General features: G+C 50.2%; 15 protein-coding genes and 1 tRNA gene. 11 read left to right on the top strand and 5 right to left on the bottom strand.

Annotation, left to right across the window (positions count from 1 at the left end; all coding sequences use genetic code 11):
* Positions 1-56 precede the first annotated feature (56 nt).
* The 7 genes from pdxS to NYE33_RS03725 all read left to right on the top strand — a co-directional run bounded on the left by pdxS (position 57) and on the right by NYE33_RS03725 (position 4932).
* Positions 57-938 (top strand): pyridoxal 5'-phosphate synthase lyase subunit PdxS, encoded by an 882-nt coding sequence (pdxS, locus tag NYE33_RS03755; protein ID WP_042132704.1) that lies wholly within the window; start codon positions 57-59, stop codon positions 936-938.
* Between the two features lie 18 nt (positions 939-956).
* Complete coding sequence (gene pdxT, locus NYE33_RS03750; RefSeq protein WP_076248773.1) at positions 957-1541, top strand: pyridoxal 5'-phosphate synthase glutaminase subunit PdxT; 585 nt, start codon at positions 957-959, stop codon at positions 1539-1541.
* An 89-nt stretch (positions 1542-1630) separates the two neighbouring features.
* The gene (gene serS / locus NYE33_RS03745) at positions 1631-2920 is read left to right on the top strand and encodes a serine--tRNA ligase (protein WP_042132706.1); all 1290 of its coding nucleotides are present in this window, start codon (positions 1631-1633) and stop codon (positions 2918-2920) included.
* 65 nt (positions 2921-2985) lie between these two features.
* Positions 2986-3074, top strand: a tRNA-Ser gene (locus tag NYE33_RS03740).
* A 159-nt stretch (positions 3075-3233) separates the two neighbouring features.
* Entirely contained in the window at positions 3234-3575 is a 342-nt protein-coding gene (locus tag NYE33_RS03735; RefSeq protein WP_042132707.1) for a hypothetical protein, read from the top strand.
* 12 nt (positions 3576-3587) lie between these two features.
* Complete coding sequence (locus NYE33_RS03730) at positions 3588-3740, top strand: small acid-soluble spore protein P (RefSeq protein WP_042132708.1); 153 nt, start codon at positions 3588-3590, stop codon at positions 3738-3740.
* Between the two features lie 103 nt (positions 3741-3843).
* Positions 3844-4932, top strand: a complete 1089-nt coding sequence (locus NYE33_RS03725; protein WP_042132709.1) for a DUF6612 family protein — start codon at positions 3844-3846, stop codon at positions 4930-4932.
* Positions 4933-5024: 92 nt separating this feature from the next.
* Here NYE33_RS03725 and NYE33_RS03720 read toward each other — a convergent pair whose 3' ends face one another.
* Together NYE33_RS03720 and tadA are read right to left on the bottom strand one after the other, a co-directional pair.
* Positions 5025-5591, bottom strand: coding sequence for a GNAT family N-acetyltransferase (locus NYE33_RS03720; protein WP_076248772.1), 567 nt, complete (start codon positions 5589-5591; stop codon positions 5025-5027).
* Positions 5592-5638: 47 nt separating this feature from the next.
* Positions 5639-6142 carry a tRNA adenosine(34) deaminase TadA gene (gene tadA / locus NYE33_RS03715; RefSeq protein WP_256704065.1) on the bottom strand — a complete coding sequence of 168 codons (504 nt, stop codon included), beginning with the start codon at positions 6140-6142 and terminating at the stop codon, positions 5639-5641.
* 308 nt (positions 6143-6450) lie between these two features.
* On the opposite strand from tadA, the gene NYE33_RS03710 reads away from it, so the two are divergent.
* Together NYE33_RS03710 and rluF are read left to right on the top strand one after the other, a co-directional pair.
* A complete protein-coding gene (locus NYE33_RS03710) occupies positions 6451-8763 on the top strand; it encodes an ATP-binding protein (protein ID WP_340948463.1) in 2313 nt (770 codons plus the stop codon).
* Between the two features lie 5 nt (positions 8764-8768).
* Positions 8769-9470 (top strand): 23S rRNA pseudouridine(2604) synthase RluF, encoded by a 702-nt coding sequence (rluF, locus tag NYE33_RS03705; protein WP_042132713.1) that lies wholly within the window; start codon positions 8769-8771, stop codon positions 9468-9470.
* Positions 9471-9569: 99 nt separating this feature from the next.
* On the opposite strand, the gene motB is transcribed toward rluF, so the two are convergent.
* Both motB and motA read right to left on the bottom strand, forming a co-directional pair.
* On the bottom strand, positions 9570-10388 hold the full coding sequence (motB, locus tag NYE33_RS03700; protein WP_042132714.1) for a flagellar motor protein MotB: 819 nt from the start codon (positions 10386-10388) through the stop codon (positions 9570-9572).
* Positions 10372-11172, bottom strand: a complete 801-nt coding sequence (gene motA, locus NYE33_RS03695) for a flagellar motor stator protein MotA (protein ID WP_039303855.1) — start codon at positions 11170-11172, stop codon at positions 10372-10374. Before motA ends, motB begins: the two co-directional genes overlap by 17 nt.
* Before the next feature lie 205 nt (positions 11173-11377).
* Here motA and NYE33_RS03690 point away from each other — a divergent pair, with 205 nt between their 5' ends.
* Together NYE33_RS03690 and NYE33_RS03685 are read left to right on the top strand one after the other, a co-directional pair.
* Complete coding sequence (locus NYE33_RS03690) at positions 11378-11671, top strand: hypothetical protein (RefSeq protein WP_336101544.1); 294 nt, start codon at positions 11378-11380, stop codon at positions 11669-11671.
* A 212-nt stretch (positions 11672-11883) separates the two neighbouring features.
* Positions 11884-12159, top strand: coding sequence for a 4a-hydroxytetrahydrobiopterin dehydratase (locus NYE33_RS03685; protein WP_042132716.1), 276 nt, complete (start codon positions 11884-11886; stop codon positions 12157-12159).
* 106 nt (positions 12160-12265) lie between these two features.
* Here NYE33_RS03685 and NYE33_RS03680 read toward each other — a convergent pair whose 3' ends face one another.
* Positions 12266-12622: a c-type cytochrome gene (locus tag NYE33_RS03680; protein ID WP_039303895.1), complete on the bottom strand. Its 357-nt coding sequence runs from the start codon at positions 12620-12622 to the stop codon at positions 12266-12268.
* Between the last annotated feature and the right edge of the window lie 43 nt (positions 12623-12665).

Genomic DNA, 12665 nt, shown 5'->3' with positions numbered 1-12665 from the left:
CGCCTTGCGGTAGAATTACAAGTTAGATTAGGTTAGATCATTCGGGAGGCTTAGACATGGAAACAGGAACATCGCGAGTTAAAAGAGGCATGGCAGAAATGCAAAAAGGTGGCGTCATTATGGACGTCATGAATGCAGAGCAGGCAAAAATTGCCGAGGCAGCGGGCGCAGTAGCCGTTATGGCTCTGGAACGTGTACCTTCCGATATCCGCGCAGCGGGTGGTGTAGCACGTATGGCCGATCCTACTATTGTAGAAGAGGTTATCAAGGTAGTGAGCATTCCTGTTATGGCTAAAGCCCGTATTGGCCATTATGTAGAAGCCAAGGTTCTTGAATCCCTCGGTGTTGACTATCTGGATGAGAGCGAAGTGCTCACGCCGGCAGATGAAGTGTTCCATATCAATAAACGTGAATTCACCGTTCCTTTTGTATGCGGAGCCAAGGACCTTGGGGAAGCCCTGCGCCGGATTAACGAAGGAGCTTCGATGATCCGTACCAAGGGTGAGCCGGGAACCGGCAACATCGTTGAAGCCGTCCGCCACATGCGCTACATAAACAGTCAAATTCGCAAAGTGACTAACCTCTCGCTTGATGAGCTCTATAATGAAGCTAAGATACTTGGCGTTTCTTATGAGCTGCTGCTGGAAGTTCATCAGCTTGGCAAATTACCTGTCGTTAACTTCGCTGCCGGCGGTGTAGCTACGCCTGCGGATGCCGCACTCATGATGCATCTTGGTGCTGACGGCGTGTTCGTTGGCTCGGGGATCTTCAAGTCCGACAACCCTGAGAAATTCGCCCGTGCCATTGTAGAAGCGACCACCCACTTTACAGACTACAAGCTGATTGCGGAAGTGTCGAAGAACCTTGGCGCCCCGATGAAGGGGATTGATATTGCCACTTTGACTCCGGCTGAACGTATGTCGGAACGCGGCCGTTAATAGAGAGAAGGCTTCCGGATGAGAATAGGAGTGTTGGCGCTGCAGGGCGCTGTAACAGAGCATATTGTCAGTATTGAGAAGACAGGTGCGCAGGGTCTGCCTATCAAGCGTGTAGAGCAGCTGGAAGAGGTAGAGGGACTGATTATTCCCGGCGGCGAGAGCACGACCATCGGCAAACTGATGCGCAAATATGGCTTTATAGAAGCTATACGTGAGTTTGCGGGTCAAGGCAAGCCGATTTTTGGTACCTGCGCCGGCATGATTGTCCTGGCCAAGCACATTGCCGGAGGCGAACCCGGTCATCTGGAGCTGATGGATATTACCGTTGCCCGGAATGCCTTTGGCCGCCAGCGGGAAAGCTTTGAATGTGATCTGGAGGTTAAAGGGATTGCTGAGCCGGTACGTGCGGTGTTTATCCGTGCTCCGCTCATTAACGAGGTGGGTCCGGATGTCGATGTGCTTACCATCTATAAGGATGAGATTGTAACTGCACGTCAGGGCAACCTGCTGGTATCCTCTTTTCACCCGGAACTGACTGATGATTACAGGCTGCATCAATATTTTGCCGACATGGTAGAGGACAGTAGCGCAGCCAATCAATAGAACTGCATATAAAACATCCTGACTCTTTCAAAGCTGTAAACAAATCAGCATTTTGAAAGAGTTTGGGCTGTTTTCAGGAGGGAAACTTTGTGTTAGATGTTAAAGTGTTGCGTAGTGATTATGCAAGAGTAGAAGAGGCCCTTACCAAAAGAGGAAAGTCGCTCGATTTGATTGCCGGCTTCCCGCAGCTTGATCTGCGCCGCCGTGAGCTGCTTCAGGAAACAGAGGGACTTAAGAACCGCCGGAACACCGTATCCGGAGATGTAGCGAAGAAGAAGAAAAATGGAGAACCGGCCGATGATTTGATCGCAGAAATGCGTACGGTTTCCGACCGGATCAAAGAGCTGGACGATGAAGTACGCGAGCTCGAAGTTAAGATTGATGAATTGACCATGAGCATTCCGAACATTCCGCATGAATCGGTGCCGGTTGGCAAGTCCGAGGAGGACAATGTTGAAGTACGCCGCTGGTCGGAGCCCAGAGAGTTCGGATTCACTCCGAAATCACACTGGGAGCTGGCGCAGCAGCTGGATATCATTGATTTTGAAGCGGCAGCCAAGGTTACGGGTTCCCGGTTCGCCTTCTACAAAGGGCTGGGAGCAAGACTGGAGCGCGCTCTAATCAACTTCATGATGGATCTGCACAGCGGAGAGCATAACTATGAAGAGATGCTGCCGCCGTACATTGTCAACAAGGATAGCCTGTATGGAACAGGACAGCTGCCGAAGTTCGAAGAGGATCTGTTCAAGCTGCGTGATACAGAATATTATCTGATCCCTACAGCAGAAGTGCCTGTAACGAACTACTACCGTGAAGAGATTCTGACAGCTGGTGATCTGCCGAAGTACCATGTAGCCTACAGCTCTTGCTTCCGTTCGGAGGCCGGATCTGCGGGGCGTGATACCCGCGGTCTGATCCGCCAGCATCAGTTCAATAAGGTGGAGCTTGTGAAGCTTGCCAGTCCGGAGACCTCCTATGAGGAGCTGGAGAAGATGACAGCCGATGCTGAACGCGTCCTACAGCTCCTTGGACTGCCTTACCGCGTCCTGCTGCTGTGTACGGCAGATATGGGCTTCACATCGGCGAAGACGTATGACCTGGAGGTGTGGCTGCCGGAGAGCGGAATGTACCGCGAAATTTCCTCCTGCTCCAACACCGAGGATTTCCAGGCCCGCCGGGCCAATATCCGCTTCCGCAAAGAGCCCAAGTCCAAGCCGGAATTCGTGCATACGCTGAATGGTTCTGCGCTGGCCGTAGGCCGTACAGTAGCGGCTATTCTGGAGAATTACCAGCAGGAAGACGGCAGTGTTCTGATTCCGGAATGCCTGCAGCCGTATATGCGTAATGTGAAATCCATAAGCGCACAAACTGCTCAATAATTATAGTTGCATATTATTTGGTGGGTGTGATATAATTCCTAATGCATGTGAAATTTAGATGCATTGGAGAGGTACCGAAGCGGTCATAACGGGGCGGTCTTGAAAACCGTTAGGGTGCAAGCCCACATGGGTTCGAATCCCATCCTCTCCGCCATTCCTTTACACTCAAAGATTTGCAGATAGAAGCCGTTCTCCTTATGGGGGACGGTTTTTTTGTTGTACTCGGAGGATTCTTTTGGATGGAACATGTTCCAAAGAGAATAAAAAGCTCTCTTTCTCGGCAATGTATTAGAGAAGGAGGATGATCATAAAGATGGACCGACAATTACAAGTAGATCAGCAGAGTCTGGTGTCTGCCTGGCAGGAACGCCTGCCTGCACTGATGGAGGATGGGGACAGCTTCAGCGTGCAGGGGGATGCGGCGGACCAGAACAGTCTGCTCATTCATTTCAATGCAGCCGGGCGCCAAGGGTATTCCCTCGACTTCCGCTGCACTTATGTGGATAGCCGTGAGGTTGCTGTGAACCTGCTCGACGCGGAGCAGGACGGGCGCGTTGCGGATGAGCGTAGGGATGCCGTACAGCTTTTGGCGCAGCAGTATACAAGGCAGATTCATGAATGCGCGCAGGCGCTTCAGGGCTTAACCAATCCATAGGAGGCGAACAAGATGAGCAAACCAAAAAGCATGCCGGTACCCGGTGTACAGCAGGATAATCAGGGGCCGCGCAAGGAACATCATTCATCAGGTCCTGAGCCGTTGTCCGGTTCAAAAAAGGTAAAACAGGCTAACCACGTTGACCATAATAATCCTCAGGGCTGACCCTAGCCGGAGATGAAAATGGAGAGAAATGTTTCTCATATTTGCCAAATGGTTTATCATTAGGGAGGGGAAAGAATTTTTCACATGGGAGAGGAGAACAATAATGAATAAAAAATGGGGGTTATCCGCTGCTGCATTGCTGCTCACCGCCGCAGTAATTCTGCCGGGGTGTGCAAAAAAAGAGGCACCGAAAGAGGCACTGTCCGCTGCTGCAAATAAAGTTGCGGCGATGACATCGTATGAAATGAAGACGAAGCTTACCGTTAATGACCTGACGATCGACACAGGTACAAGCGAAGCTGATGCTACAACGGGTCAAATTCTCAGCATGCTCAAGAATGCTGAGCTTACAGTTGATGGAGTCTACCAGGCAGAGCCGATGCAGACAGAGCTTACAATGGTTCTGAATCTGAAGGGGGATATGGCGATGTCCTTCACGGTTCCGATGGTAATGACAGCAGAGAAGCTGTATGTCAAAGTGCCGTCCATTCCGTTCCTACCGCTTCCCGAGACAATCGTAGGTAAATTTGTTGAAGTGGATCTGAAGGAACTGGCCGAGCAGGAGGGGGCTGAATTCAACCCGTCGGCTATGGACACGCAGAAAGTGCAGAAGCTGTCTAATGAAGTGATGAACACATTACTGGGTGAGTACGACGAAGAGAAGTATTTTAACGAAATCAAACCTAAGGAAGCCGGCCTGCCTGAAGGGGTTGAAGCCAAACAGGTTGTCCAGTTCCAGGTAACGAATGATAATGTCAAAGAGGCGCTCACCATCCTGGTGAACAATGCGCTGCCTAAGATCATCGATATTCTCGGCAAGGATGAATACAAGGAATTGCTGAAGATCGATGCTGCCGACTTGGCTAAAGCGAAGGAAGAGCTGCAGTCCAGTGAAGCACGCGCTGAATTCGATAAGGATCTGGCTGAGCTGAACACGCATCTGACGATTAACCAGTTCCATCTTAACACGGCGATCAATGACGATAACTTCCCGGTGTATCAGGATATGCTTATGGATATCAAAGTGAATGATCCTGAACAAGGTGAGAATGTTGCTCTGTCTATGACCGCTAGCAATCAATACAGCAAGATCAATGAGAAACAAACCTTCCAGATCGGAATTCCGCAAGGCGAAGATGTGATTACCCTGGAAGAGCTGCAGCAGCAGTTCGGAGCCACAGGTACTTATTAATAAATACTGCAGTAACACAGAAATCCCGTATAAGCGAACCTCCGCTCATACGGGATTTTTGTGCTGCTTGCCGGCGGCTCCGGCAGATCAGGCTATTGCTCCTGTGGAAGAAAATCTTCAGCCAGAATGGCGTAAGTGCGGTGGTCCTGCCATTCTCCGTTGATTTTGATGAAGCGGCGGGCAAGTCCTTCAGCCTGAAAGCCGTTCTTCTCCAGTACTCTGCGGGAGCCGTCATTATGAGGCAGGATGGCCGCCTGCAGCCTGTGAAGGCCGAGGGAACGGAAGGCATAGCCCAGGATCAGATGCACCGCTGCGCTGGTATACCCTCTACCCTGCATTTCATAATCAATAAAATATCCGATATCGGCAAATTGTCCGACACCCCGTACCACGTTAGAAATGGTAATCTGGCCAATCAGCTCGCCGCTGAGCAGATAGATGCCGAACATATAAGCACTATCCTGCCGGGCGTCCAGGATGCGCTGGTTAATCAGCTGCCGCTGGCTCTCCAGAGTGAAGTAGTCATTGTCACGGAGGGGTTCGAACTGCTGATGCTCCTTGCGGTTACGGTGACGGAGGTTAAGCAGCGCTTCGGCATCCGTGAGCTTCAATAAAGAGATATAGATTCCCTTCGGGGTATTGTACAGCTTAAAAGACATGGATCGTCCTCCTGGTCACAATAGAATGATATATCTGATCCGTTTCATTAGAGCTTGGCGGGTCTTTGCCGCAGCCGGCGGAAGAACGAAGTCAGCAGCTCTGCGCATTCTTCCTGCAGCACACCCTGGATGACCTCTGTACGGTGGTTAAAACGCGATTCCTCCAGCAGGTTCATCAGAGTCCCTGCACAGCCGGCTTTGGGATCAGGAGTACCATAAACAGTAAGCGGGACTCTGGCCTGCACCATGGCTCCTGCACACATGGGACAGGGCTCCAGGGTCACGTAGAGCTGGCAGTCGAGCAGACGCCAGGAATTAAGGGCCGTACTCGCTTCACGGATGGCAACCATCTCCGCATGGGCAGTGGAATCGAGCGTGGTCTCACGCAGATTGTAGCCGCGCCCGATAATTGTACCTTCACGGACAACCACTGCCCCGATCGGCACTTCACCCAGTGCTTCTGCTTTGCGGGCTTCGCCTATTGCCTCGTTCATCCAATATTCATGAATTGCCCGCTCGTCTGGCGGCAACTCTTCAAGTTGTGTATTCAAGTTCATCTTCCCTTCTAAAATAGCTCCTTGTACAACGAACAAATATTCGTTCTTAACAAATTGTGGACAACTCTGTGGATAAAGCCCGACTTATGCACAAAATTGTACACATCGCGATTTAGCAAAATGTTTATATGTGCATAACCTGTGGATGGTTTCCTACTTATTGTAGAGAATGTGTCTGAAGAATTCAATATGTTCCCCAGGTTATCCCTGTTTGAAATGTCTTTTCAAATGGAGAGGCAAAAGGTATGATAATTATGAATGCTCCGCTAGGATTTACCAGCGGTAAGAGGTGAACAATACGCTTGTCTATAAAAACGAAATTATCGGCTATTATTTTCGGCTCGGTACTCTTAATCCTGACGCTGAATCTTACACTTAATCTATATGCCGTCCGGAATAATCTGCGTAATGAAAGTCTGAGTAATATGAAGATAACTGCCATGCAGATCGCTGTTTCGGTTGAGCAGAGCAGTTATAGTTCCAACTATGTGCAGCATAAAATTGCCCAGAACCTGAGGATGACCTCTATTCTGGCTTCGCTTGAGCTTGACCCGGATATCAAGAATGTGGACAATAGGGAGCTGCAGGCCTTGGCCATCAAGCTGGGCGTGTCTAATATCTCGCTTCTGGTCAAGACTGACAATGATATTGTTGTAGCCAAGTCATCAGATCCCACAGAGATCGGACTCTCGACCAAAGGCATGGGGTACTGGTATGTGGCTTTTTTGGAGTTGTTTGCAGGCCAGCGGGTATCCGTTGACCAGGGGCAGACAATGGATAATTTCTGGTCCGGCCCTTTCGAATATTCAACCTCAAATCCGGAGTACATTGATAAATGGGGTTACTATTATGATGGTACCAGCAACTATATCATAGATCCTTATATCCGCAGTACTGCCGTAAGCGATTACGTCAAGATTATGGGACCTGACGAAATTATTCAGGACTCCAAAGCCGTGAACCCCGGCATCCTGGAGATTACAGGCTTTAATCCCAAAACGTTCGGATCGCCCAGCATGCTGCCCGATGGCAGTGACCCGATTAATGTGAAGCTGCGCAACCGCCCTATTCATTACGGTACGTATACGTACGGCAACGTTGCACAGGATAAGGCGGCAATACGGGAAGCGATCAACGGGGGTGAGCCGGTAACGCTGGATACAGAGGTTCTGGGCAAAAGAGTGCTCAAGAGCTTCATTCCAATCAAACAGCCGGGAGCCGACGATTATGTAATTACTGTGGTTATGGATTACTCGCTGATCTCATCCGTAATTAAAGAGCAGCTGTTCAATAATATCACCACGTCCGTGCTGCTGCTTATTATCTTTTTCCTGGCCAGTTATATTATGGCCGGCTTCGTCACGCGGCCGATTCAGGATATACTGGCTAAGGTGAATGATGTGGCCAAGGGCAAATTCGAGCCTCCATTAAATGTAGAGAGCCGGGATGAGCTCGGACAGCTGGCCCACCGGATCAACGCAATGACCTCCCACCTGCTGCAGCACACGAACCGGCTGGGTCAGACGCTGGAAGAGAACCGGGCGGTTAAAGAGCATCTGGAGTCTGTAATTAACGGCACCTCGGATGCGATCCACACTGTGGATATGGATGGCAGGATTATAAGTACGAACAGAGCCTTTGAAGAGCTCTATGGATGGAGTGCAGCGGAAGCGCTGGTCAAGACGCCTTATCTGGTGCCGGCTACAGTACAGGAGCAGGAAGATGTCCGTTTGCGGCAGCTCAAGAACGGAATGTCTCTGCCGCCCGTAGAGACCGTACGACTGAAACGTGACGGCTCTATCGTAGAAGTCAGTGTGAGCACCTCGGTGATCCGGGATGAGGAAGGGCAGCCGCAGTCTTTTGTACATGTATCCCGTGATATGACTGAGCGCAACCGGATTGAAGAGCTGCTCAGACGCTCTGAGAAGCTGACTACGGTCGGCCAGCTGGCAGCCGGAGTTGCCCATGAGATACGCAATCCCCTGACCACCTTGAGAGGGTTCCTGCAGCTGCAGCAGGAGAAGAAGGTTCTGGTCCCGCTGCATATTGATCTTATGCTCTCGGAGCTGGACCGGATCAATCTGATTGTAAGTGAGTTTCTGATCCTGGCCAAGCCGCAGGCCGTTCATTTTCAGTTGAGGGATCTGCGGCATATTGTCGGCGACGTGATCTCTCTGCTGGATAGCCAAGCCCATCTTTTTGGCATAGAGTTTGTAACGTATTTCTCGGATATGCCGGCTATGGTGCACTGTGAGGAGAACCAGCTGAAGCAGGTATTCATTAATGTAATCAAAAATGCGATTGAGGCTATGCCTGACGGAGGGACGATTACCCTGGAGGAGCAGCAGCAGAATAATTCTGTGGTTATTGTTGTTTCTGATGAGGGCGGAGGGGTTCCGGAGGATATGCTTCCTAAGCTGGGCGAGCCGTTCTTCACGAATAAAGAGTCAGGGACCGGGCTTGGACTCATGGTCAGCCAGCGTATTATACAAGCCCATAAGGGCAGTCTCGAGATCCGCAGTGAGTACGGACGGGGTGCGCAGGTGACCATTAAGCTGCCTGAAGCCGGGGAGAATAACCTTCCGTCAGGCATGTATATAGAACGGAGTGAATGACAGACATGAGAATTAATAAGTTCATCAGTGAGACAGGGTACTGTTCGCGCCGTGAAGCAGACAAGCTGGTGGAAGGGGGAAGAGTCACCATCAACGGTGAGACCGCTCTGCTGGGCAGTCAGGCAGAAGCTGGAGATACGGTGCTGATCGACGGCAAACGCCTGGAAACAGGCAGCAGGATCGTTTACATCGCACTTAATAAGCCGGTAGGCATCACATCTACTACAGAAGGCCATATTCAGGGGAATATAGTTGATTTCATCGGACATGAAGAACGTATTTTCCCTATCGGACGGCTCGACAAGGATTCTGAGGGATTAATTCTGCTGACGAATGACGGGGACATTGTGAACAAAATATTGCGTGCTGAAGGCAGACATGAGAAGGAGTATGTAGTTACCGTGGACAGGCCAGTCACGCAATCTTTCCTTACGGGCATGGCCACCGGGGTGAAGATTCTGGGCAGCAGAACGCTCCCTTGTGAGGTAACACGGATCAGTGAGCGGGTATTCCGGATTATTCTTACCGAGGGCAAGAACCGGCAGATCCGCCGCATGTGCAGCGCGTTTGGCTATGAAGTGCGGCGTCTGCAGCGCATCCGGGTAATGAATATCCGGCTGGGCGCCCTGCAGACCGGGGAATGGCGTGATCTGTCACCGCAGGAGAAGCAGGAGCTTGGAGCTATGCTGAACTATGAGCTGCAATAAGCTTTAAATAATAAGCAATCAAACAAAGAGCTGTTCCTGAAGGCCGAATAATGGCCCGGGAACAGCTCTTATTACTTAATAAGCTATAATATATTCGCATTATTTACCGGGAGCGGCAACATCAGTAGTTTCTGTTGTTGCATCTTTGTATTTGCGGAGAACGGAGACTTCTACACGACGGTTCTTGGCGCGTCCGGCGGCAGTCGTATTCTCAGCGATGGGATGATATTCCCCGTATCCGATCGGGCTGAACTTGACCGGGTCCAGATTGGGGTTAAGCAGCAGGATTTTCATGAATTGAAGGGCACGGGCCACGCTAAGATCCCAGTTGGAGGAGTAGCTGCTATTGGAGATAGGAATATTATCCGTATGTCCCTGCACTAATATATCATAATCGGGAAACTGCTGCAGCATCGTCGAGATTGACTTGGCCAGCTGACGGGAGTCATCCTTGACCATAGCCTGTCCCGAAGCAAATAAGGCGTTGTCGCTGATCGTAATCATTAACTGGGACTGATTCAGCTTCGTACTGAGCAGATCAGTCATTCCGTTATTCTTGATGTACTGATCGAATTGCTCCTTAAGCTTCTCCAGATCCTCCTGTTCTTTGGCACGAAGTTTGGAGATCTCGGCGGTGCCTGTATTTTTATCTATAACACTATTCATTTTATCCTTATTGCCTTGGTCAAGTTGAGTACTCGTAGGTGAATCCGAGCGGAATTCCAGTACGCCGCCACCGCCGCTGAGCGCTGAATTGAACGCCTGGGCCATTTGCTCAAACTTCTGGGCGTCCGTAGCACTCATGGCATACATAACCAGGAATAGAGCAACCAGCAGGGTCATCAGATCGGAATAGGGCAGTAGCCAGGATTCATCGGCATGCTCTTCGTGCTCCTCATGCCTAGTCTTTTTGCTCATTCGAGGCGCCCTCCTTCTCACTCAGCTTGGCCCGTTCGGACGGAGTAAGGAAGACGGAAAGCTTCTGATTGATAGCAATGGTGGAGACCCCCGACTGGATAGACAACAGACCTTCTACCATCATCAGGCGGACTTCAATCTCGCGTTTGGAAATTCGTTTTAACTTGTTGGCCATAGGGTGCCACATTACATAACCGGTGAATATCCCCAGCAGAGTAGCGATGAAGGCTCCGGCAATCGCGTGGGCCAGGACATCCATATTGCTCATATCCCCCAAGGCGGCAATCAGCCCGATAACAGCCCCGAGTACCCCCAGTGTAGGTGCGTACATCCCGGCCTGGGAGAAGATTAAGGCGCCGGCTTTATGTCTATCTTCTGTAGCGTGAATATCTTCCATTAATACATCGCGGACAAATTCCTGGTCATTGCCGTCGATAATCATCCGCATACCGTTTCTAAGGAAATTATCTTCGATTTCATCGACATTCGATTCCAATGCAAGCAGTCCTTCACGGCGGGTGATGGATGCCCATTCCATGAACATTGTAATCAGTTCGGGCTTGCCGACCATCTTTTTCTTCACAAATAGGATCTTCAGCAGCTTAGGGAAATTCTTGACTTCCGACATGGGAAAGGCCATGAAGATTGAGGCGGCCGTACCAAGAAAGATAATTACATAGGCGGCGGGATTGTTTAAGCTTTCAAGCGGAGCATGCTTGAGTACCATCCCCCAGACTACTGCGATCAGACCAAAAACCAGTCCTAGTATTGTTGAAATTTCCATTTATGCACCTCGTCCATGAGAATTAAGAAGTGATCCGACTATACCGCGTTTATCATCCTTGAACCGCGGGAGGACACTCTGCACGTAACCAAATCACGTATATTCTTATTTATCGACAGCATTCCCTTTTTTGTGAAGTGATTTTTTCGGCTATAATGGATAAGGTAAGTTATTATTCATCAGCGAAGAAAACGGAGTGATTGACGTGGGAGTTAAGCATGGCAGAGATTACAGTGAAATTCTGGTTGAACTGACAGGCGCAGTCGGACGGATTTCCGACGGGTATATTTTTTTCGAAATGGAGCCTGAGGAGTGGGAGAACCTGCCGGAGGAGTCGAAGCTGGAGGTCTGGGAGGCGCTTGCGGAGGATCTGTTCTACGCACTGGGCAATGAGCCGGTGATTCAGGTCGGAAGCGGGGTTGTAATGTACGATAAAGAAACGCACCGCATCAATATTCTGCTCGGCGACGAGGATTTGGCATCGGTCGTTCTGGTGTAGACCGGAAGCAGCTGCGGAGCCGGAATTTGTCCCAGGCATCAGCCCATGTTAAAATTGGGATGAGAAGTACTATTCGCCGGGATTTAAGAATACATTAAATCGAAAAAAATCTTTGGCCCGGCACATCCCTTGGACTTTAAGAAGCTGAGGGATGTTTTATTTGAAAGACAGGACTGCTGTGATATAGCTAATTAAGCAAGGGAGGAAACAAATTGCCATTTACAGAGGAAGAACTGCGGGAGCAGATCGGCAAGCTGGAAGGCTGGAAACTGGAAGAGGATATTATGGTGCGCAAATATATGTTCAATGAATATATGAAGGGAATTGCTTTTGTGGATGAGGTTGCTGCGATTTCGGAAGCGTTCGACCATCACCCGCATATCACCATTGACTACAAGACCGTTATCCTGCGTCTGCCTGCAGATGTGGAGAAGCTGGATATACGCCAGGCTAATGAAATTAACGAGGCTTTTGAGAAAAACCGTTAGAGGACAGGATCCTTATGGAAATGACAGTACCGCCTGATCCATAAAAATGCCCGTGCAGGGATACCAGGGTATCCTTTGCAGCGGGCATTTTGCTTTGGGCATGTTATTATTTCTTCTCGGCCAGCCATAACGCGACATTCGCAATTTCCTCAGGGGCTAGTTTGTCTTTGAAGGAAGGCATCTGCCCGCGGCCTTTGGTCACAATGCTGTAAATCTGCGCCGCGTCATGCTGTGCGCCCTCCTGCTGCAGGTTCGGCCCTACACCGCCCTGAAGCTGATCCCCGTGGCAGGTGATGCAGTTGGCTTTCACCAGGGCCTCCGCGCTGGTTGCGTCCAGCACAACCTCAGGCATTGTAGGTTTGTTCTCTTCAGCCACCTCGGCTTTGCCGGGCAGGGTAAACATTAAGACCACGGCAAAGGCACAGGCGGCAAAAAACAAACCGCTCATGATCCATTTCTGCATCTGCATCCGTCCCTCCATGTAAGCTGCTTCCTTCATTATACCG

This window comes from Paenibacillus sp. FSL R10-2199 (assembly GCF_038000235.1).
Classification (GTDB): domain Bacteria; phylum Bacillota; class Bacilli; order Paenibacillales; family Paenibacillaceae; genus Paenibacillus_AQ; species Paenibacillus_AQ phytohabitans.
Note: the sequence above shows the minus strand (reverse complement) of the source record. Positions and strands in the feature narration are given on the sequence as shown.